Annotated in this window: 19 protein-coding genes and 1 tRNA gene; 4 read left to right on the top strand and 16 right to left on the bottom strand. The window is 53.8% G+C overall.

The features are described from left to right. A partial coding sequence (locus DDZ13_RS09170; RefSeq protein WP_146209314.1) for a transposase occupies positions 1-200 on the top strand: 200 nt, incomplete at its 5' end. A 103-nt stretch (positions 201-303) separates the two neighbouring features. Here the strand turns inward: DDZ13_RS09170 and DDZ13_RS09175 are convergent. The 6 genes from DDZ13_RS09175 to DDZ13_RS09200 all read right to left on the bottom strand — a co-directional run bounded on the left by DDZ13_RS09175 (position 304) and on the right by DDZ13_RS09200 (position 4335). Continuing rightward, a tRNA-His gene (locus DDZ13_RS09175) sits at positions 304-380 on the bottom strand. 92 nt (positions 381-472) lie between these two features. Further along, the gene (locus DDZ13_RS09180; protein WP_110131161.1) at positions 473-664 is read right to left on the bottom strand and encodes a transglutaminase family protein; all 192 of its coding nucleotides are present in this window, start codon (positions 662-664) and stop codon (positions 473-475) included. A 75-nt stretch (positions 665-739) separates the two neighbouring features. Next, positions 740-1336, bottom strand: coding sequence for a PqiC family protein (locus DDZ13_RS09185; RefSeq protein ID WP_110131162.1), 597 nt, complete (start codon positions 1334-1336; stop codon positions 740-742). Between the two features lie 12 nt (positions 1337-1348). Then, positions 1349-2353 (bottom strand): MlaD family protein, encoded by a 1005-nt coding sequence (locus DDZ13_RS09190; protein WP_110131163.1) that lies wholly within the window; start codon positions 2351-2353, stop codon positions 1349-1351. A 42-nt stretch (positions 2354-2395) separates the two neighbouring features. Continuing rightward, positions 2396-3181 carry an ABC transporter ATP-binding protein gene (locus DDZ13_RS09195; protein WP_110131164.1) on the bottom strand — a complete coding sequence of 262 codons (786 nt, stop codon included), beginning with the start codon at positions 3179-3181 and terminating at the stop codon, positions 2396-2398. Between the two features lie 2 nt (positions 3182-3183). Continuing rightward, entirely contained in the window at positions 3184-4335 is a 1152-nt protein-coding gene (locus tag DDZ13_RS09200; RefSeq protein ID WP_110131165.1) for an MlaE family ABC transporter permease, read from the bottom strand. 109 nt (positions 4336-4444) lie between these two features. Here DDZ13_RS09200 and DDZ13_RS09205 point away from each other — a divergent pair, with 109 nt between their 5' ends. Next, a complete protein-coding gene (locus tag DDZ13_RS09205; RefSeq protein ID WP_158279860.1) occupies positions 4445-5092 on the top strand; it encodes an HAD family hydrolase in 648 nt (215 codons plus the stop codon). A gap of 14 nt (positions 5093-5106) precedes the next feature. Then, positions 5107-5757, top strand: coding sequence for an HAD family hydrolase (locus DDZ13_RS09210; RefSeq protein ID WP_110131167.1), 651 nt, complete (start codon positions 5107-5109; stop codon positions 5755-5757). Positions 5758-5810: 53 nt separating this feature from the next. Here DDZ13_RS09210 and DDZ13_RS09215 read toward each other — a convergent pair whose 3' ends face one another. After that, positions 5811-7049 (bottom strand): aminotransferase class V-fold PLP-dependent enzyme, encoded by a 1239-nt coding sequence (locus tag DDZ13_RS09215; RefSeq protein ID WP_110131168.1) that lies wholly within the window; start codon positions 7047-7049, stop codon positions 5811-5813. A gap of 95 nt (positions 7050-7144) precedes the next feature. Between DDZ13_RS09215 and DDZ13_RS09220 the strand changes: the two genes are divergently transcribed. Next, positions 7145-7828 carry a hypothetical protein gene (locus tag DDZ13_RS09220; RefSeq protein WP_110131169.1) on the top strand — a complete coding sequence of 228 codons (684 nt, stop codon included), beginning with the start codon at positions 7145-7147 and terminating at the stop codon, positions 7826-7828. On the opposite strand, the gene DDZ13_RS09225 is transcribed toward DDZ13_RS09220, so the two are convergent. From DDZ13_RS09225 to DDZ13_RS09265, 9 genes are read right to left on the bottom strand one after another with little or no spacing between them, the layout of a single operon-like run. Further along, positions 7822-8379, bottom strand: a complete 558-nt coding sequence (locus DDZ13_RS09225) for a lytic transglycosylase domain-containing protein (protein ID WP_158279861.1) — start codon at positions 8377-8379, stop codon at positions 7822-7824. The genes DDZ13_RS09220 and DDZ13_RS09225 overlap by 7 nt on opposite strands. A gap of 60 nt (positions 8380-8439) precedes the next feature. Then, positions 8440-9294 (bottom strand): RluA family pseudouridine synthase, encoded by an 855-nt coding sequence (locus tag DDZ13_RS09230; RefSeq protein ID WP_110131171.1) that lies wholly within the window; start codon positions 9292-9294, stop codon positions 8440-8442. A 50-nt stretch (positions 9295-9344) separates the two neighbouring features. Next, complete coding sequence (locus DDZ13_RS09235; protein ID WP_110131172.1) at positions 9345-10442, bottom strand: hypothetical protein; 1098 nt, start codon at positions 10440-10442, stop codon at positions 9345-9347. A gap of 28 nt (positions 10443-10470) precedes the next feature. Further along, positions 10471-11070, bottom strand: coding sequence for a Maf family protein (locus DDZ13_RS09240; RefSeq protein WP_110131173.1), 600 nt, complete (start codon positions 11068-11070; stop codon positions 10471-10473). A gap of 50 nt (positions 11071-11120) precedes the next feature. Next, positions 11121-13631, bottom strand: a complete 2511-nt coding sequence (locus DDZ13_RS09245; RefSeq protein ID WP_110131174.1) for a VWA domain-containing protein — start codon at positions 13629-13631, stop codon at positions 11121-11123. A 5-nt stretch (positions 13632-13636) separates the two neighbouring features. Further along, entirely contained in the window at positions 13637-15406 is a 1770-nt protein-coding gene (locus DDZ13_RS09250; protein WP_110131175.1) for a vWA domain-containing protein, read from the bottom strand. Then, entirely contained in the window at positions 15403-16281 is an 879-nt protein-coding gene (locus tag DDZ13_RS09255; RefSeq protein WP_110131176.1) for a DUF58 domain-containing protein, read from the bottom strand. Before DDZ13_RS09255 ends, DDZ13_RS09250 begins: the two co-directional genes overlap by 4 nt. Beyond that, a complete protein-coding gene (locus DDZ13_RS09260; RefSeq protein WP_110131177.1) occupies positions 16278-17261 on the bottom strand; it encodes an AAA family ATPase in 984 nt (327 codons plus the stop codon). The genes DDZ13_RS09255 and DDZ13_RS09260 overlap by 4 nt, the downstream gene beginning before the upstream one ends. Positions 17262-17281: 20 nt before the next feature. Continuing rightward, positions 17282-18886, bottom strand: coding sequence for a coiled-coil domain-containing protein (locus DDZ13_RS09265; RefSeq protein ID WP_110131178.1), 1605 nt, complete (start codon positions 18884-18886; stop codon positions 17282-17284). Positions 18887-18892 lie beyond the last annotated feature (6 nt).

The raw sequence follows: 18892 nt of genomic DNA on the forward strand, positions 1-18892 counted from the left end.
ACACCGGGCTCAGCCCATTGATCAAACTCGCCAACTCACTGACCCAGTGGACCGAACCAATCACGCTCATGTGGCGATTCTCCAAAAACAACGCCGTCACCGAAGGCTTCCACAGAAAAATGAAACTCATACAAAGACGCGCATACGGCTTCAAAAACTTTGATAACTACCGACTCAGAGTCATCGCCCAGTGCGGTTAAAGATGAACCAAGAAAATAGAAAGGAAATGCTCCGGTCCCCAAACTTTGGTGTAGACCCTATAAATAAAGTAAGCCCTTCAAATTGAAGGGCTTACATGAAAATTGGGGTGGAAGACGGGACTCGAACCCGCGACCCTCGGTACCACAAACCGATGCTCTAACCAACTGAGCTACATCCACCATCTGGAGAAAGGTGCGAAGCGCATCCTCCCGAAAGATTGGGAATGCTCTGATTTCGGAGACCGTTGTCAATAATCCGTTACAGATTTTTTCTACCAATCGAGTCGCTGTATTTCTACAGCGACATCGAGGTTGGCAGCGCTGTCCCCGCGATAGCTTCCCGATAGCGGCCTCACATCGGCATAGTCCCGGCCGTGTGCCACCTTAATATAGGTTTCGTCCGTTTTTCGGTTATGGGTCGGGTCCTGCCCCACCCAACCGATGCCCGGAAGGTAGCATTCCAACCAGGCATGCGAGGCAAGGTTGTCGTCCTCGGTACCGACTCTCGTCTTTTCGACCCAGAAATAACCGCTGACGAATTACTCACTTCGAAGTGCTTTTTCGATATCGAGAGCAAGTTGCTGAAGCGCTTCATTGTAAGCCCCAATAAGCGTTTCTGGTTCACCAACAGTCCATTCTAAGGACTCCGACACGAATTGGCCGGAAACGGTGTTTTCATTCGTACGTTTTAAAGACCAGCGTACAACGACGTGCACATCACCCAAATCCGTTGCTCCAAAACTTTGAAAATAAAGTGAAAGACGGGATGCTTCCGTTGACGTATTCGGCCATGGGTAATACCCGATAATCGTACCGATATCCGAGCCTGAGAAATACATAGACATGGCACGCGCGATTCCTTCAGCGAGGGGCTCGGCCCAACGGGAACCTGTCATACTCTCCACTTCTCCGCTGGCCGAACGGTAACTCAAGCGCTTATCGTCGAGGTAGGTCGGTACTTGCGGACGCATGATATAAATAACTTCTCCCGACTTCAGGTTTGGCACATCAAGAGTCATACCCACGGGGCCCAAAGTGAAGCTCTCGCTCTGCGAAGGTACCGGTTTTAAATTAACACAACCCCAAAAGCCGAACAAACAGAGTGAAACTGTAAAAATAAACGCTGCTTTATGCATATAAGTGATAGGCTACTCCGGATTTGGACGACCGGTCAGGATTGAATTGGGATTTTCCTCGAGATAATCAGACAAGGCTCGTATGGAGCGGGCGGCACGGGTCAACTCGCGTAGCATTGATTCAAGCTCGTAGCGCAGGCTCCCGTCCGGCGCCATCATTTCATCCGCTTGAGTTGTCAGTTTTTGCAAGCCCTGGAGTGTCGTCGTCAGGCTGGACGTCCAGGTATTGAGTTTTTCCGCTAAAGGACCGTCCTCGATATTGAAGGATTTCACCGTCCGGGAAATCTCTCTCATGGCCTCTTGAGCATCTTCGATGGTTTGCGAAAATTCCCCGGACTGCATGAAGGTCGTCACCGAATCAGCCGCTTTGGTCACAGAGCGACTGATTTCCCTGGAATCAATTCCCTCCAGAACCACTGCCGTATTTTCAAGAACACGGTTAACATTATTGTTCAGTTGATCGATATCCAACTCACTGAGATCCGCAATAATGGCCGCGACATCGTCGGTAATCTCGTCGAGCGAGGAACTGAGTGTCGGGATTTCCATCATTTCACTGTCTCCGACCAAGTGCCACTGCAGTCCGTTGCTGCGTTCCGGATCAAAACTGAATTCTACAAAAAGCTGGCCCGTAATAAAACTCTCCAAGCTCAATTCAGCAACCAACCCGCGATCAATCGAATCCTTGATAAATACTGGATCAAAAGCCTCATCCATCACACCGAGATCATTTTCAAGACGTGTGCGATCGATCTTGATAATAACCGGGATGGCCGTCGAATCGGAATGCTGCCCTTGTGCCCGGATCATGATGCGCTCCACCGAACCGACCGGCACACCGCGAAACTTAACCAGCGAACCTTCGTTGAGCCCGTTCACCGATTGATCAAAAAAAAGAATGAATCGTGTATTTTTACCAAGAAAGCTGGAGGAGCCCAAAAACATCACCATACCTACCAGAAGCAGCAGCGAAGCCGCAACAAAAGCACCGATTAATCTAGGACTGGGTCGATTCATGTTCAATTAATTCGAGTGTTCTGAGCTAATGTGTGGATTTGTTCAATCATTTGCTGGATCCCGCCCTTCGTGACCAAGCTCGCCCCGTTTAAGGAAATTCCGTACTTTACCGTCAACCGAGTCGTCATCGATGAGGTCGTTCGGGTTCCCGTCACACAGTGCAGACTTCGTATCCGCGTCCAGAAAGAGCGCGCTGTCGGCTATGGCAAAAATGCTGGACAGTTCATGGGTCACCACGACCACAGTCGCGCCAAGAGCGTCACGCAGCTCGAGAATCAAATCATCCAGCCGACGGGAGCTGAGCGGATCCAGCCCGGCAGATGGCTCATCGAAAAACAATATCTGAGGATCCAGGGCGATCGCACGTGCGAGACCGGCCCGCTTACGCATTCCGCCACTGAGCTCAGAGGGATAGCGTTGCCCGAATCCGGCCAGTCCCACCAATGAGAGTTTGAATTCCACAACGTCACGAATCTCGTCCCTCGTTAGCTTTGTGTAAGACTCCAGAGGAAGCGCGACGTTCTCGGCGACACTCATCGAACTCCAAAGCGCGCCCCCCTGAAACAATACCCCGAAGCGTCGGCAGAAACTATCTCCGACCGTTTCCTCGGGGTCGAACAACGCGCCGTCGTAAAAAATTTGCCCCTGGCGGCTGCGCTCAAGTCCAATCATATGCTTCAGCAAAGTACTTTTGCCGCAACCACTGCCCCCCATGATCACTTTCACCTCACCCCGTTTCACGGAAAAGTTCAGCGACTTCATGACGACAAAATCACCATAGGCCATGGTTAGATTCTTCACCGAAATTTTCTGTAGAGTATCCTCCATGATTATACTCCCAGGATGTGAAACATTACTGCGAAAACCGCATCAGCAATCACGATCCAGGTGATGGCAGTCACCACTGCCGAGGTCGCGGCCAAGCCCACTGCGGTGGCATCTTTCCCGCAGTTCAATCCACGGTAGCAGCCTGCCATCGCAACAATCAGGCCGAAAACCGCGCTTTTGAAAATTCCCACCGCGAAATCAGTCGTCGAAACGGCATGATCAATTTGATTGATGTACTGGGTCACACTGACATCTGAAATTGTGGTTGCCACCACCATGCCCCCGGCGATCGAAACCGCATTGGCGAAGACACAGAGCAGCGGCATCATCAAAACCATGGCGATGACCCGTGGCAGCACGAGAAACTGCATGGGCGATATGCCGAAAGTTGTCAGTGCATCGATCTCTTCATTCACCTTCATGCTTCCGATTTGTGCGGCAAAGGCCGCCCCGGTGCGACCAGCCATAATGACTCCCGCCATAACCGCAGCCAACTCACGGGTCGTGGCGAGCCCCACCAGGTCCGCAACGTAGATATCGGCGGCGAATTTCTGAAGCTGGATCACACCAATAAAAGCGATGATCAAACCAGTCAGAAAGCTCAGTAAGGAGACAATGGGCACTGCCGTAGCCCCCGTGGTTTGAAGAATAAAGAGGAAATCCTGACGGCGTATTTTCGCCCTGCCGGTGACAAAGGCCAGAAGGTCGAGCACAAGCTCACCGGAAAAAGCAAGATAGCGCATCACGCCGTCCAGTACGCCGAGAGATTTTTGGCCCAGACTCGAAAGCCAGTCCCTTCCTTTGAATCCTCCCGTACTCTCGTTTTTCGGTACCACACGGGACAAGCGAACAAGATTTTGCACCCCCTCCGGTAAATCTCCCAGATGGCAATTAAGGCCGTTTTCGTTCGCCCAGTCCTGACACGCCCGGACGAAAATCAACAGGCCCGTATCCCATGATTGAAGACAGTGAATATCAAAATGTATCGATTTGTAAGCCGACGGATCTACCTTGGACAGCACATCCGGCAGCTTCGGGCGTTGCCGGGAAAGCAACCAACGACCGGACAGATGCAGCACCAGCACACCCGCATCGTCAGCTGAGCCCCGACTGGAGGCCAGACACGCCGCTTGATCTTGCTCATCGGTCGTCATCAAATTAAATAATGCGCATCACTCCTTCGCTTGCCATAACTGTATGACATGCCCATTCAGTAGACGCAAAGGTGGACCATACACCCTCTTGAATAAAGCACTTTTTCTCATGCAAAACATCCTTTTCGACCTCGACGGCACATTGATCGACCACTTCAGCGCAATACACCGTGGCGTTGCCTATGCACAACAAAAGCTTGGGCTTCCCGAAAGCGATTATGCCACCGTACGTGCAACGGTGGGCGGCTCGGTGCCGATTACCCTGGGTAAGCTCTGCGGCGAAGAACATGTCGAGGCCGCCATCCCCTATTTCCGGGATCACTTCGCCGAGATCATGTATGATGACGTCGAAATTATACCCGGGAGCGACTGGTTACTCAAAGCCCTCAAGACGAACGGGCATAAGCTCGGTGTATTCACCAACAAATACGAGACCCATGCCGCGGCCATACTCGAGCATCTTGGCTTAGCTCAATATCTCGACGTCATAGTCGGCACCGGACACGGCCATGGCCATCGCAAGCCGGACCCGCGTTTTACCATGGAAGCTCTTGAGCGCATGGCTTGCGCTTCCGATGAAGCTGCCATGGTCGGCGACTCTCCCTACGACTTTGCGGCCGCACAAGCCGGCTGTCTGCCCTGCTATCTCCTGGCCACGGGCAGCCACACCGCTGAACAATTGGCGGATGCAACCGGCAGCTCCACAATTTTCAATGACCTGCGAGAACTGGGTGAACGCGTTTTTTCAATTACTTAATCCTCGGCGACTGCATGAACCGACCACTACCAAAAGCCGTCCTCTGGGATATGGACGGTACCCTTATTGATCAAACTGCGCCCATTATTCAGTGCTACACGGAAGTCATCACTGCACTGGGGCATACCGCACCCGACACCGACGTCATTCGTCGCAGCCTCGGCGGACCGATGGCATCGACCATGGGTCTTTTTGTTGAAAATGAGCGCATGGAAGAAGCCTGCCTGGCTTTCCGCAAACGCTTTCCCGAAATCATGCTGGACGGACTGATTATATTGCCCGGTGCACTTGAATTGATCGACTTTTTTGCCGGAAAAGAATGTCCGCAGGCCATCTTTACCAACAAACATGGCGAAACCGCGCGTGCTGTGAGCAAGCACTGCGGTTTCTCCCGGAAAATAAAGGTTTGTATCGGTAACACTGATACTGAATGGGCCAAGCCCGATCCTAAGCTGACAAACTACGTACTCGAACAGATAAAAGCGCAAAGTGAAGGTGCCATTTTGATCGGTGACTCGCCCACGGATGCAGAGACCGCACGGAATGCCAATCTGATTTTCTACGGTGTCAGTACCGGCGCGCACAGCGTTGAGGAGCTTAGAGCCGGCGGTGCCGAGATGGCCTGCCAAAGCCTTGAAGATCTATTACATCGCTTTAACGCGTAATGCGGGCGGACGCCTGTTCTACAGCCCCCGCCCTAGCAGGATAAAAATCTTAATTAGCCGAAAAAGCGCTGCAGTTTTTTCACGGCATTGGCCAATCGTTCGACGTCGTCGAAGTTATTATAAAAGGCAAACGAAGCTCGCGCGGTGGCAGGTAAACCAAAGCGTTTGAGCAGAGGCTGGGTGCAATGGTGCCCCGCGCGTACGGCGACCCCGTCGGCATCAAGGAACGTGCCGATATCATGGGGATGAACCCCGTCGATTACAAAGGAAAGGATGGATGCTTTGTGCGGAGCCTTGCCGATGATGCGCAAATTATCCACATCGGAGAGCGCCTCAGTCGCCGCCTGAAGTAGAGCCGCTTCATGACGAAGCGCGCCATCGCGGTCCAACCGCTTGACGTATTCAATGGCGGCAGCAAGGCCGATCACCCCCGCAATATGCGGCGTTCCGGCTTCGAATTTTGCCGGAATAGGTTTGTAAGTAGTCCCTCCGAAATCGACCTGCTCGATCATGTCGCCCCCGCTCTCGTAAGGCGGAAATTTCTCCAACCATTCCCGCTTGCCCCAGAGCACCCCGATACCGGTCGGGCCGAAAAGCTTATGTCCGGAAAAAACAAAAAAGTCACAATTCAGCTCGGAGAGGTCCACCTGCATGTGCGGCACCGACTGGCAACCATCCAACAGTACGGGAACCCCTGCCGCATGGGCTTTTTCGATCATCGCCTGCACAGGATTGATGGTGCCGAGCGCATTGGAAACGTGAACGATGGAAAGCAGCTTTGTCCTTTCCGACAACAGGCTCTCAAACGCGTCTATGTCAATTTCGCCTGCTTCTGTTACGGGAATCACCTTTAATTCAGCTCCCGTTTTTTCCGCAGCAATCTGCCAGGGCACAATATTGGCATGATGCTCCATGTGACTGATCAGAATCTCGTCTCCCGGCTTGAGAACTGTCTCGATGAAGCCGTGAGCGACGAGGTTTATTCCTTCCGTTGCGCCGCGGGCGAAAATAATTTCGTCAGGGTCACTGGCTCCGATAAAGTTCGCCACCGTACCACGCGCTGATTCATAAGCCTCGGTGGCTTGTTCGCTCAGGAAGTGTAAGCCCCGGTGGATGTTGGCGTTCTCCGCGCTGTAGTAGCGGGATATCGCCTCGATCACGGAGAATGGTTTCTGTGCGGTCGCTCCGCTGTCCAAATAAGTCAAGGGCTTGCCACGGACTTCCGTGCCAAGGATCGGAAAGTCAGCGCGGATTTGGGCCGGATCAAACTGTGCAATATCGCTCACGGGCATCAATGTCTGCTCAAATTGAAGAATCTCAATGGAATTAAGTGAAAATTTCTGTCGAGGTTTACGACTAGATTAGCATGGTAGGCTTAATGACACTTATGTCAAAAGAAGCACGCAGTGGTAAAATTATCGTGACCATCGTTCTACTGGCCGCAATTGCGACCGCGGCCGTGCTGGGGGTGGCCTTTTACTTTTCCAGTTCCAGCATTCATAGCCTGCTGACTGAGAATCATAAACTGAACAAAGCCATCCGAAACCTCACGGATGAACAGCAGATTGGTTTCGCCACCCTGAAGTCGCGCTCACGCAACGAACTAGGCCAGGTGGAAAGTCTGGTGCGCTTTGTACAAACGGCACCGGGAAACCCCGATGAAGTTATTAGCGAAGAGCTTTTCGTGGTCGAAGGTGAGGTGATTCACTTTGATGCTCTGATTGTTAAATTCGGCGACGAATACGTGAAAGACGGCAAAGGTCGGGCGCTCTATCTCTGGCGTCGCATCTACGGCGATGGTGAAGCTCCATCTGAAGGCGCCCCAATTCAAAAACCGGGCCAGGCGCCGGAACGTTACAGCGCGATCACGCAGTCCCTTCGACTGAAAAATCAACCTGTCTTCTGGGAGGCAATCTGGGAATTGGCCAATAATCCCCGGCAGCTGAGCGAGTACGACATTCAGGCTGTTTTCGGAAACGCCATCTACACGCGCATGGAACCGGAAAAGGTCTACCTTTTCAAAATAAGCCCTACCGGTCAAATCTACCCGGAAGTGCTGAGCTATCAATAATCCGCTATGGCCGGAGGCCGCACGGGTCGGATATTCCCTTCGAAAATACGTTTATAGATCTCGTTTTTCGGGGCACGCACCTGGTTGAGATCAAAGCCCCGCTTTTGCACGTAGTAGGGTCCGTAGCGATAACTGGCAGCCAGGAGAGGATAGGAAAATGCATCGTGGCGCTTCAGGAAATCACGACAAAATGCGAGATAGTCCACCCCCACTCTAATGTTGGTCTTCCAGTCCCAGGCATGACGGTAGGATTCCTCCGAAACCTCACGCCAAGCCGACTTGGTGAGCTGCATCATTCCTCGGGCGACGGAGCTGCGCGCCTTGGCATTGAGACTGCTTTCCGCCCAAGCGAGCGCGTAGACAAACTCAGGATCGAGTCCTTTCTGATCGGAAGCCTCTTGAACATAGGTCCAAACTTTCTCTGGTGACACCTGTTCAACGCGCGAGGTCATACTTTTCGCCAGTATGAATGCCAAAACACCGACAACGATACCCAGCACGACCGCAAGACGAACCAGCATACGTTCATCGCGGAGGTAGTGATGATCCATCGGCATGGTTACCACCATGCGGAATTTTGCAGCTCTGACAAATAAAAGCGCGATTTAATCTCAAACCGCTTTAAACCGACGCCCCTTCAGGTTTGCGGAATCCTGTTTTTCCGACTGGTTTTCAGTGGGCCTGGGCTTCCCCATGCCCGGACGGAATCCCAGCACTGCTTGAAATGCTTCAGGAAGCTCAGAATGCGCCCGAAAGGTCTTTGCCTTGCCCTTGTAGGTGTAGTTTACGATGCACTCGGACGCATGCAGCATCATGCGCTTCTCACCCGTCTCCAGAACGACTTCCTTGTTGAAGCGGAAATTGCCGTAGCTGCGGTCCCCCACGATCGGATGGCCATGCTTGCTGCATTGAATCCGTAGCTGGTGGGTGCGTCCTGTCACAGGAACAAGTTTCAGTAAAGCGATCGGAAAGCCACCGACAGGCGTCTTCACCAGTTGATAACCCGATTTGGCTTTAATCTGACGGCCTTTCTTGATCTTTCGCCCGTTGTTAACCAGATCCTTACTGATGACATCCGCCCAGATACCAGCATGCTTGTGTGGTTTGTGCCGCACCAAGGCATGATAGTTTTTAGTTACTTTGTGGGTGCTGAACTCCTGCTTAATAATGGCTGCAATCTCCGGATTCAGGCCGACTAAAATCACGCCGGATGTCGGCGAGTCGAGACGGTTGATTAACCAAACCTTTCGCTCCACGCCTTCTTCTGTCTCCCAGAAAAAATATTCGTTTTCATAATCGTAACTGGCCTGAATCATGGAGCGCTTGATATCCGTGGCTTTGTTGGGGTGCGACATGGCACCGAACGGCTTTTCGAGCGCGACCAAGCCGTCCTCATTCGCCGCCAACAGATGCACACCCTTGTTCAAGGGCAGTTCATCAGGCTGTGCTGTATCTTGAGAAGACATGTCCGGATATAAGCACTGTTGAGCTAGCCGATTGGATCAACTCCCTTTTCTCAGCGATAGTTAAAGACCACATTGATCCATCGCTCCTTTCCAAACACTTTGACCATTTCCTCGGTCCATGGCCGGAATGGGGAACGCTTTGAAATCGCTGTTTCACAGATCACAGTAGCAATTTTACTGGCAGTGCTCTTAACCGCTTCAACCTTATCCACCTTACCGTCGGCCTTCAGCCGAAAGCGGACATGGACCCGAGTCGATGTATCGATAGGCTGAAAGAACTCGATTTCCTGATACCAACCGGTCTGGATGGCAGCGTAAAATTGCTGCTCATACTCGCCAAATTCGCTGAAAGTGGCATCGATTGCCAGATCACCCCTCTTGCTGACTGAACTTTTCGACTTCAACAAAGGCCCGGTAATCAGTTCCGGTGCCAGCCTGGGACGCTCTCTGGGCATGGGCCTAGCTTCAACAGCACCGCCATCGCCATCACCGGGCTGTACTTGAGGATTCACCTGGGCTGGTGGACGATAAACATTGATCGATGCATCCGGCTCCGGCTGTTCAAAAACTTTCTGTGCGTCAGCAGTCAGGTCGACGCTACTGCCTGGGCCTTCCTCATCCACAGGCTTTTGACGTATAAAATCCGGTGCCGGCAAGGGTTGGGCGGGAGCCACCTGCTGCTGTGATTCGGCGCCTTGCCGTCCCCCCTCCACCCCCTCGCCTTCTCCTGGTTTGGCGCGGGGCGAATACACCCCGGGCGGCACTGGTGGAGTTTGCTGGAGTTGCCCCTGCACCACTTTAAGTGAATCCACCTCTCCATCCACCTTAGGTTGATTCGAGCTTTCCGTCAGCGGACTTTCGTCAGCAGCTTGCTGCGCACGAAATGAATACTGCTCCGTACGATCCGGTTCATTTTCCGGCACCTCCGGATTCGCCTCCACGTAGCGCATGTCCTCGGGTTCGGCCAAATCGATCTCGTAAATGACAGCCTCTTTCTCCCTGGTTTCACGATGCACTGGCAGCATCCGCTCCGGGATGGCCAGCACGACGAAGAGATGCACCATTAAGGTGATGCCAAACGCAACCATCGCAGTCCGCCAACGGCCGGACCGAAACTCATCAAAAGGATGCGCTAGAAATGTCTCCATACATATTCCCTACTCGCGGGAATTGGTGTTAGACCCTAAAATCAAACTTGAGTTCAGCAAGTCTTTGCGCGAGTGCCTGCACCGGCAAACCCATGACATTTTCGACCGAGCCGTCGACAGACTCAATAATCATCTCCCGCGCCTGCTGTATCCCGTAGGCACCGGCCTTGTCCAGCGGGTTCACCAATTGAATATATTCTTCGATCACTTCCACGCCAAAGGGCTTGAATTCCACCTCGCTCCTTTCCGTAAACACCTCCTCCAGCTTACCGTTCTGCCAGTATAGGGCGACCGCAGTGTAAACGGTATGGCTCCGCCCGGATAAACGTTGCAGCATGGCACGGGCCTCCCCCAGACTCGCGGGCTTATTGAGGACTTCTTCATCCAGGGCCACAGTCGTATCAGATCCTAGAATCAAAGCATTTGGAAACGAGGAGCACAATGCAGACGCTTTCAATGCCGCATTTGCCGCAACCATTTCGGAAGGGCCGTGAACCGGATTATTATCCTCCTCCACATCGGCAGGTTGAATTTCAAACCGCAGGCGCATGCGCTCAAGCAGCTCCCGCCGGCGAGGCGAGGCCGAAGCCAGAATCAACTGAGTGGGTTGTGCCGCATTCACACGCATGGGGCTATCAAGGTGGCGCCGCCGGAACGGTCAAAACAAAAGGAATTTGGTTACAGGCGCCGAAGGGCGATGCCCAACATAAAGAAGACCATAGCCAGTATGACAAGCAGCGGAGTTGCCGAGCGACGGATCGTAACGGGCTCGAGCCCCTCGTGGATCATTGACGGATCGTATGCGGCCAGCGTGGATACATCCTCCGGAATTTCTGCTCCGAGACGATATTCAGCGGGATAGGGCCGCTGCCAACGCACGACACGGCTACGCCCATAGTCTTCATCCCGGATGTTCAGGGAAACACGCTCCAGGCCACGCAAATCAACTGTGCCTTTGTAGCGCCCCAGCCCACTCTGCCGCAGAATCATTTCACGGGAATTACCGGTTTGGTCAATCGCATCCGCCGACCATTTTATCTGGTTAACCGGGCGCATGGCGGAATCCTGACGCAACACCTCGACATGCAAACGGTCAGCCTCGACATTTGTGCGCACGGTCATCCCCGTACCGGTCTCTTTTTTCAAAATACCGCGAAGCACTTGCGCCCAGAACTTCGCGCCCCCGGGCCAGGCCAACCACTCGCTCCCCCAGCGCTCCGTCAAATCTGAAGTATAAGCCAGGCCGGTACCGAGCCCGTATCGCGTAACCGCCAATAAAGGATCACCGGATTCGGCCACAAGCAGCACCTGGGCTGTGGGATTGGGACGAGTCATGACATAGCCGAGCACCAGTGGTAACTCCGCATTCTCATAGCCGGACAGTACTGGGTGATCACTCGCCTGAATCGAACCAAAAAGATCTTCCTTAATCGCCGACTTCGAGGCCTGCATGGTTTCCTTAGTGAAAATCTGAGGGACCGAGGCGGGGTCATTCGTCTCATAGTAGCGCCCTCGACCGGTCTGCGCGATACTGTTCATTAACTCGCGGGCCGCGCCGCCGCCGAGCGCAACCGTGGAAACCGTCACCCCCCGATTCGCCATATCCTGGGTCAAGGCCAGGTAATCCCCGCCCGAAGTCTGACCATCGGACAAGATAATCATATGTTTTATCCGGGCTGAAGCACGATCCAGCATGTCGCGCCCAAGAAGCATGGCAGGATACAAGTTCGTCCCGCCCCCGGCTGCGAGGGAGTCGATGGAATTTGCTATCAAGCCTTTGTTACCCGCTGAAGTCATGTCGCAGATCACGACCGGCTGACTGTCAAAACCGATGACGGCGATCTGGTCGTTCCCGCTCAGCAACTCTGCGGCGGACTTGGCGGCTTGACGTGCCAGAGCGATAGGCACGCCATTCATGGAACCGGACTTATCGATGACCAGAGCCATGGCTAAAGATGGTTTTTGCTTTTCCTTTTCGAAACGGGAGGTGAGAGGCAACACTTCTTCCACCGGCGTACGATAATATCCTCCAAGACCAAAAGAGTTTTCCGAACCGAGCATGGCCAAGCCACCTCCAAACTCGGAAACATATCGTTTCAAATACTGCATTTGCACGGGCCGCAGATCCGTGGCCGGAACATCTGAAAGCACCACCGCATCGAATGCCAAGATGCCTTCCAGGGTGTCCGGTAACCCGCGTGCGCCGCGCACATCCAGTTCAATACCTTGTTTTTCCATGGCCCGTGCAAAAGGACGCATGTCACGACTCTTCTGGTGTAATACCAGCACTCGCGGCCGCCCCTTGACTTCGATCGTGGCCGCCATGCGGTTATTCACCAGGAAATGGTCCTCATCGGGCACAATCTCGGCCTCCCATCGACTGGCTCCCGAGCTGGTCATTTCAATATCGGCATTCGCGAAGTTGCTCTTCCCGGCTTTCAACGCGACCTGCTGTTCAGCCACAACCACACCCTTATGGAGAATACGAAGTTGTGCGCTCATATCACGGTTGGCCCGCATACCGACCCGGAGGCGGACTATTTCGCCCTCAAAAGCAAATTTGGTCGCCGGTGCCAACTCGATGAGTGCCGCCTCAGCTTTTTTCAGCGATTCCTTACGACTAAAACGCACATCAATACCCTCCTCGGCCATCTGTTCCATGGCATCAGTGAGCCCGTAGCCATTCGCCGCACCATCCGAAAAAACCACCATCCGCTTGGACTTGCCTGAGGGAAAGCTAAGACGGGCTGTCAACATCGCATCCGACCAGCGGCTCGCTGAACGAAACGCAGCATCGGCCACACCACCCTCGCATGATTCGATGAAAGCATCGAGCCCATCCAAATCGATTTCTCTCAAGCCCTCGGCAAAAATGAACAGCGAATGACTGTCGCCCGGATTCAAAGAGTTAATTGCCTCTTCTGCTTGTTCCCTCGCCTCATCCATCTCGGAAATCTCCATCGACTCCGAAACATCCACCAGTAAGGCCAAATGCATATTGTCGCTCTGCGCCTTAAAGTAGGGCCGGCAGACTGCCAGAATCAAAAGCAACAAGCCGATCAGCCGGCAGGCAAAGGATGCGAGTTTCATCCTGCGGGGCCGGTCGACCAGGGAATAACGATAAAATACCACCAGGCCGGCGACAATCAGGCACAGGAACAGGGGCTTGTATGTGAGAAACTCAATCATCTGCTTTAGCCTACTTTCCTCCTATGGTAGAGCACGGATTCAGCCGTCAGTATTAACAAACCCAGCAGAAGAAGCCAAATCGCAATCGGCCAGCCGGACGCGATGGCGACAAGCTCGACGGCCTCCGATGCCCTGAGATTGGAATCGACCGGGGAAAGCAATCCGGCCCCCAGGACCCAGCTCCCCTCTTCGCTTGTCAACTGATAGGCGCCTGCCGATCCAAAGCGAAGCGACTGCCCCCCAAACATCTCACGGTTTACGCCATCAGGACCGGTGACTTGCCACGCCGTGGTCGCCTCTCCGGGTAGCTCGACGGCAAAACCGGTGGCATAAACCGGGGCGAACTCATTTTCACGATTGGCTAGGTGAAGAGCGGCGGCATGTATCAACACGGGAAACCATGGAGAGAGGAAAAAGTCCTCCTGTGATGGATCAAAATTCATGACCACGGCCTGCTGGCCTTCGAGGAATGTCTTGTAAATCAGAGGCACACCTTGCTCTGTCGCCATCAACACGACTGAACCGGGAGGCACCTCTATTTCGCGCGCGCCCGGAAAACCAAAGTCCTTAAGCTCAACATGCTGCAGAATAGGGTGTTCCGGAATGAGTGTTTCAGCGAGTACCGGCGGCAAAGGCTCGCCCAATTCAGACCAAAACAATGAATCGCCCTCCGGTCTGAACACGATCCGCATGGGCGCTTCCGTATTCACAGGTCCTTCGCTAAGGCGTATGGGAGCACCTTCTGCGGCGACCTGCAGAACATCGCCGGCTCGGGCAAAGGCACGCACGCAGTTCTCAAAGAACCAGCGATTGCCCGCCTCAATCCCGACAAACAAGGGTTGCCGTGGATTGAGCCCGAGCGTAATCGAGTTGTCCAAAGCAAGCGCATCATCCACGACCAAATTCGCCTTCCACTCCCCTGGGTCAACGCCCACTAATTCATAAACCTGCTCCAGTGCCTCGCCGGGCGGAATGGTAAGACTGGCATATTTACCGATGACACCGGTTGCAGCATGCACCAGTTCAAAATCGACCGTTGCGGGCTCCTCGCCGGAGTTGAAGACACGACAGTAGAAACTGGCCACTCCGGGTCGTCCGGGCTGCCACTGCAAATCTGCCGCAACAAAGCCGCAGTTCGGCAATCTCTCCGAGGCCAAGACCAGCGTCTCAATACCTTCGGGATAGCTTTCGAGACCGTGGCGCCCGTCCGTTAAAAAGACGACACGATATGGACTGTCTTCCGCCGCAACGATTCCTCCCAACTGTCGCATCGCATCCGTATCGAGGCTTTGGTCGCTGGCGCTGATTGCGTCGATCGCCTCCAATAGCTGACGCGGATGGGAACTCAGATGTGATTGAAAATTCAAACGGGAATCAAGCGAGGCCACTGCCGCCTGGCGGGTGCCATTAAGCGCCTTCACCATCTCAACGGCTTCATCCTTCGCCCGGTCTAGTAAACTGCTTCCTCCTTCGAAAGCCTGCATCGAGGCAGAGCTATCCATCACGATGATCAGATCACTGTCATCTTTCGAATCGATCCGCGGATTCGATAGCGCGAATGCCAGCAATGCGAAAGCGAGCAGCATAAGTAACAGAGACCATAAATCGCGAAGGCGCCGAAAAAAAGCGCTGGAAGACTTTTGCTGATAAATCTGCTGCCACAGAAAATAAGCGTTCGTCGGTTTACGCCTGGGCCGGACCTTGAGGAAATACAGGGCCGCAAGCAGGGGCAGCGCGAGCAAGCTCCAAAGCCAGATGGGCGATAGCAAACTCACGCGACCAAACCCCCTCTTCGCAAAATATCCTGTATCACCGCATCAAAAGCCACCTCCGAGGTCACTGAAGCCAGACCGATCCCCCGGCGCGCGCATTCCTTTTTCAATCCGTTATTCCAAGCCGCAATCGCATCTTCATAAGCTCGGGCTTCTTTCGGAGAGACCGTCACACGCATGTGCGCATCGCTCTCGACGCATTGCACATCGACATCGCCCTTCCAGTCGCATTTCAAATCCGCCGGGTCGTGTACCTGCAAACAATAGACGTCATGACCGTGCCAATTCAGTAATTTGAGCCCTTGTTCGTAACCACCCGGAAAAAGAAAATCGGACACCACGATCACCATGCCTTTACGGTGCCGCCGCGCCTGGAAAGTCTTACAGCAGGTCGTAAAATCAGTGTCCTTACCCACGGTCTGCTGCTCATCCAGCTTTCGAAGGAAGGGAAAAACACGCGCACGCCCACGGGTAGGATCCAGAATCGGATCCAAGCGATCCGCGAGCGAGTAAACCGACAATCGGTCGAGGCAGTTCAAGCCGATGTAACCAAGGCCCGCCGCAAGCTGTCTGGCCATGAGGAACTTGCTCTTCATCGAATGACTGCAATCGAGCAGAATGTAAATTGTCGCGTCTTCTTCCAGTTCGAACAGTTTGACCACCAGTTCGTCGAAACGTGCGTAGACACGCCAGTCGATGGAGCGGTAATCATCCCCCATCTGGTATTCGGCATAATCCGCAAATGTAATCCCGGCCCCCTTACGCGTGGATTTACGGTCAGCCTGCAACGTCCCACCGAGCACCTTGCGGGCCAGCAAATAGAGCGATTCCAGGCGCTGAATGAAGCGCGCATCCGTCAATGACTCGGTCGACTTCATCGAACGAGTGACTCTTCGATCGCCGCACGAATCACCTCATCCGCTGAGATCCCTTCGGCTTCACCCTCAAAAGATAGAATCAAACGATGCCGCATGGCCGGGATCGCGGATTTCTCGACATCCTCTCTTGCCACATGAAAGCGTCCGTCAAGTAGGGCTCTTGCCCGTGACGCGGCAAGAATTGCCTGAGCCGCACGGGGCGAGGCCCCGTTACGCACAAAGGTCCGCACTTTTTCCGGCGAGTCCTCGTGGTCGGGATGCGTGGCCCGCACGATTTTCACGAGAAAGTTCTGCACGTCTTCGTCGATCGGAATTTCGCGCAGGACCCGCCCCATCTCAATAATATCCTCACCATGAGCGACTGCTTCGATATCGGGCTGACTGTTGCCACCGGTGCGATTCAGAATTTCGAGGAAGTCTGCGTGGCTGGGAAGTTCGACGCTGAGTTTAAAAAAGAAGCGGTCCAGCTGCGCTTCGGGCAAAGGATACGTACCGTCGTTTTCAATCGGGTTCTGGGTCGCCAGCACAAAAAACGGATTGCCGATGCTGTGGGTTTGGTTGGCGACCGTAACACGCTTCTCCTGCATGGTTTCCAGAAGCGCGGACTGCGTCTTGGGGGTGGCGCGGTTGATCTCGTCCGCGAGAAGAATATTACAGAAAACCGGCCCCTGTTGAAACTGCAGCGAACGGCGCCCTTCCGATTCCACCAGTACCTGCGTGCCCACAACATCAGAAGGCAAAAGGTCCGGCGTAAACTGGATGCGTTGAAACTTCAGATCCAGCGCCTTGGCCAGGGTATTCACCAATGCCGTCTTCCCCAGGCCCGGCACACCTTCCAAAAGCACGTGACCGCCACAGCAAACGGCGATTAAAACATTCTCAATGATATCATCCTGACCGACAATAAATTTACCCACCTCGGATCGGATGCGTTTGAATGTTGCGGTAAACTCTTCGGCGGAAGCCTCCAATGTGCTCATATATTTATTTTGGTATTTGTTTATTCGGCACCTGTAGTTGCGGTGTCGCGCACCGCATCAGGTGAGTAATTGTGAATGGATTCAAAGTAATTTCCGACCGCGTATTTCACCGACTCCGGGATATCGTCGCGCTGAACAAAAGATTCATACTGACGTTTGAATTCCCGCTCCCGTGCAACCGCTGTTCGTCTGGAGACACCACTTCCGGACTCCGCATCTTCAATCTTGCTTAGAGAGGGGCCTTCCCCTTTCTGTCCCGTCAAATTCGTGTATTGCCCGTTATCGGCAAGCGCCTCCCGCACATCGCGTCGGGAATTATCTGTTCCGACCCCGGCCCCCTGACCGCCCGGCATTTTTGCCATGCCCGGGCTGCGGCCACTGGCAAAACTCTGCGCCATGGCTAGTTGCTGGCGTAGTCCCGCCAACTTCATCTGTGCCTGATTCTTCATCTGCATCTTCGCCAGTTTGCGTGCAATCGAGTCGATATCCTCATTCAACTGGCAGGCCATTGCTTCGCACTGTCCCGCGTTTTCCTGGTCGCTCAATTCCAGTTCCTCCAGCTTGCCTTCCATCATTTGGGCATTCTCGTCCAGCTCCCCCAGCATGCCCTCCATCGATTGTTCGCTGCGCTCTCCATTAGGATCGCTTTCCGACATGCGGGCGTCGGGGTCCATTTTCGATCCATTGGCCGCTGCCATCCGCTTTGAGATCGCCCGCAACTTGGCCAGCTCCTTCTCTCTTTCGCTCAACTTGGTCGTTTGCGCTTCACTTTGTTTGAGCTCATTCAATTTTTCCGCGGCCTCTTTATAATCTTTTTTCTTCAGATCTTCGGCCAATTGACGCGCCTCAGTCTCGTCCGCCTTTTCCAGTTCTTCCGCGGCTTTGCGCAGGGCTTCCTCATCGTTGCGCTGGTCCAGCTTCTCCATGCGCTCAGCCACCTCCTGTTCGATGCGTGCAAGCTGGCGCAAGGCCTCGCGCTGATCTCCCGTGGCCTCGAGTTCCTCGACCGCGATTTTCAGCCTTTCCAAATCAATCTCCTCGGCTTCTTCCTCGTCCATATTCTCGGACAAGTCTTCGATCCATTCCTCCAGAGCCTCCAAACTTTCCTCCGAACGCGCCATCATAGCTTGCTGCCGGGCCTCCGCGGCTAATACCGCATCACTCGGGGGCAACAGAGCCAGGAGGAACATGAGCAACGCGCAGAACACAGTCGCCAGGGCAATTCGACGGGGCAGTAACCAAGGGACCTGTTTGGGATCAAGCGGCTCGACGGAACGGTCCGAAAGCCGAATGGTTAAATCATGCGCTTCTTCACGCTCAGGCAGGGCCTTGAAGTGCATGCTGCTGATTAAAATATCCTTGAGGTGGAAGGTTTCATCCGCAAAGCGGGCGGCTTCCGCCTTGCTCACACGACGCAATGCCGCGATCAGGAGGCCCAGCAAGCTAACGGGAAGAGCAATCCAGAGATAACCGATCTCCGGCACGGCATATCCGCGAACAATGTAATAGAGGCCATAAAGCACGGAAATTACCGTCGCAGCGAACAGGGCAAAAACGACAAAACGAAGCAAGACACGCCGGTTCAGGCGCTTGCGGATAATCGTGATAAACTGCTCGGTAGACATGTTTTC

Source organism: Coraliomargarita sinensis (assembly GCF_003185655.1).
Classification (GTDB): Bacteria; Verrucomicrobiota; Verrucomicrobiia; order Opitutales; family Coraliomargaritaceae; genus Coraliomargarita_B; species Coraliomargarita_B sinensis.

Coding starts and splice junctions, on each gene's coding strand:
- DDZ13_RS09240 (WP_110131173.1), bottom strand. CDS start 11,070: ATGCGTGTGAATGCGGCACAACCCACTCAGTTGATTCTGGCTTCGGCC.
- DDZ13_RS09215 (WP_110131168.1), bottom strand. CDS start 7,049: ATGCCCGTGAGCGATATTGCACAGTTTGATCCGGCCCAAATCCGCGCT.
- DDZ13_RS09200 (WP_110131165.1), bottom strand. CDS start 4,335: ATGACGACCGATGAGCAAGATCAAGCGGCGTGTCTGGCCTCCAGTCGG.
- DDZ13_RS09225 (WP_158279861.1), bottom strand. CDS start 8,379: ATGGATCATCACTACCTCCGCGATGAACGTATGCTGGTTCGTCTTGCG.
- DDZ13_RS09185 (WP_110131162.1), bottom strand. CDS start 1,336: ATGCATAAAGCAGCGTTTATTTTTACAGTTTCACTCTGTTTGTTCGGC.
- DDZ13_RS09230 (WP_110131171.1), bottom strand. CDS start 9,294: ATGTCTTCTCAAGATACAGCACAGCCTGATGAACTGCCCTTGAACAAG.
- DDZ13_RS09260 (WP_110131177.1), bottom strand. CDS start 17,261: ATGAGCACATTGGAGGCTTCCGCCGAAGAGTTTACCGCAACATTCAAA.
- DDZ13_RS09235 (WP_110131172.1), bottom strand. CDS start 10,442: ATGGAGACATTTCTAGCGCATCCTTTTGATGAGTTTCGGTCCGGCCGT.
- DDZ13_RS09220 (WP_110131169.1), top strand. CDS start 7,145: ATGTCAAAAGAAGCACGCAGTGGTAAAATTATCGTGACCATCGTTCTA.
- DDZ13_RS09245 (WP_110131174.1), bottom strand. CDS start 13,631: ATGATTGAGTTTCTCACATACAAGCCCCTGTTCCTGTGCCTGATTGTC.
- DDZ13_RS09265 (WP_110131178.1), bottom strand. CDS start 18,886: ATGTCTACCGAGCAGTTTATCACGATTATCCGCAAGCGCCTGAACCGG.
- DDZ13_RS09195 (WP_110131164.1), bottom strand. CDS start 3,181: ATGGAGGATACTCTACAGAAAATTTCGGTGAAGAATCTAACCATGGCC.
- DDZ13_RS09190 (WP_110131163.1), bottom strand. CDS start 2,353: ATGAATCGACCCAGTCCTAGATTAATCGGTGCTTTTGTTGCGGCTTCG.
- DDZ13_RS09255 (WP_110131176.1), bottom strand. CDS start 16,281: ATGAAGTCGACCGAGTCATTGACGGATGCGCGCTTCATTCAGCGCCTG.
- DDZ13_RS09205 (WP_158279860.1), top strand. CDS start 4,445: ATGCAAAACATCCTTTTCGACCTCGACGGCACATTGATCGACCACTTC.
- DDZ13_RS09210 (WP_110131167.1), top strand. CDS start 5,107: ATGAACCGACCACTACCAAAAGCCGTCCTCTGGGATATGGACGGTACC.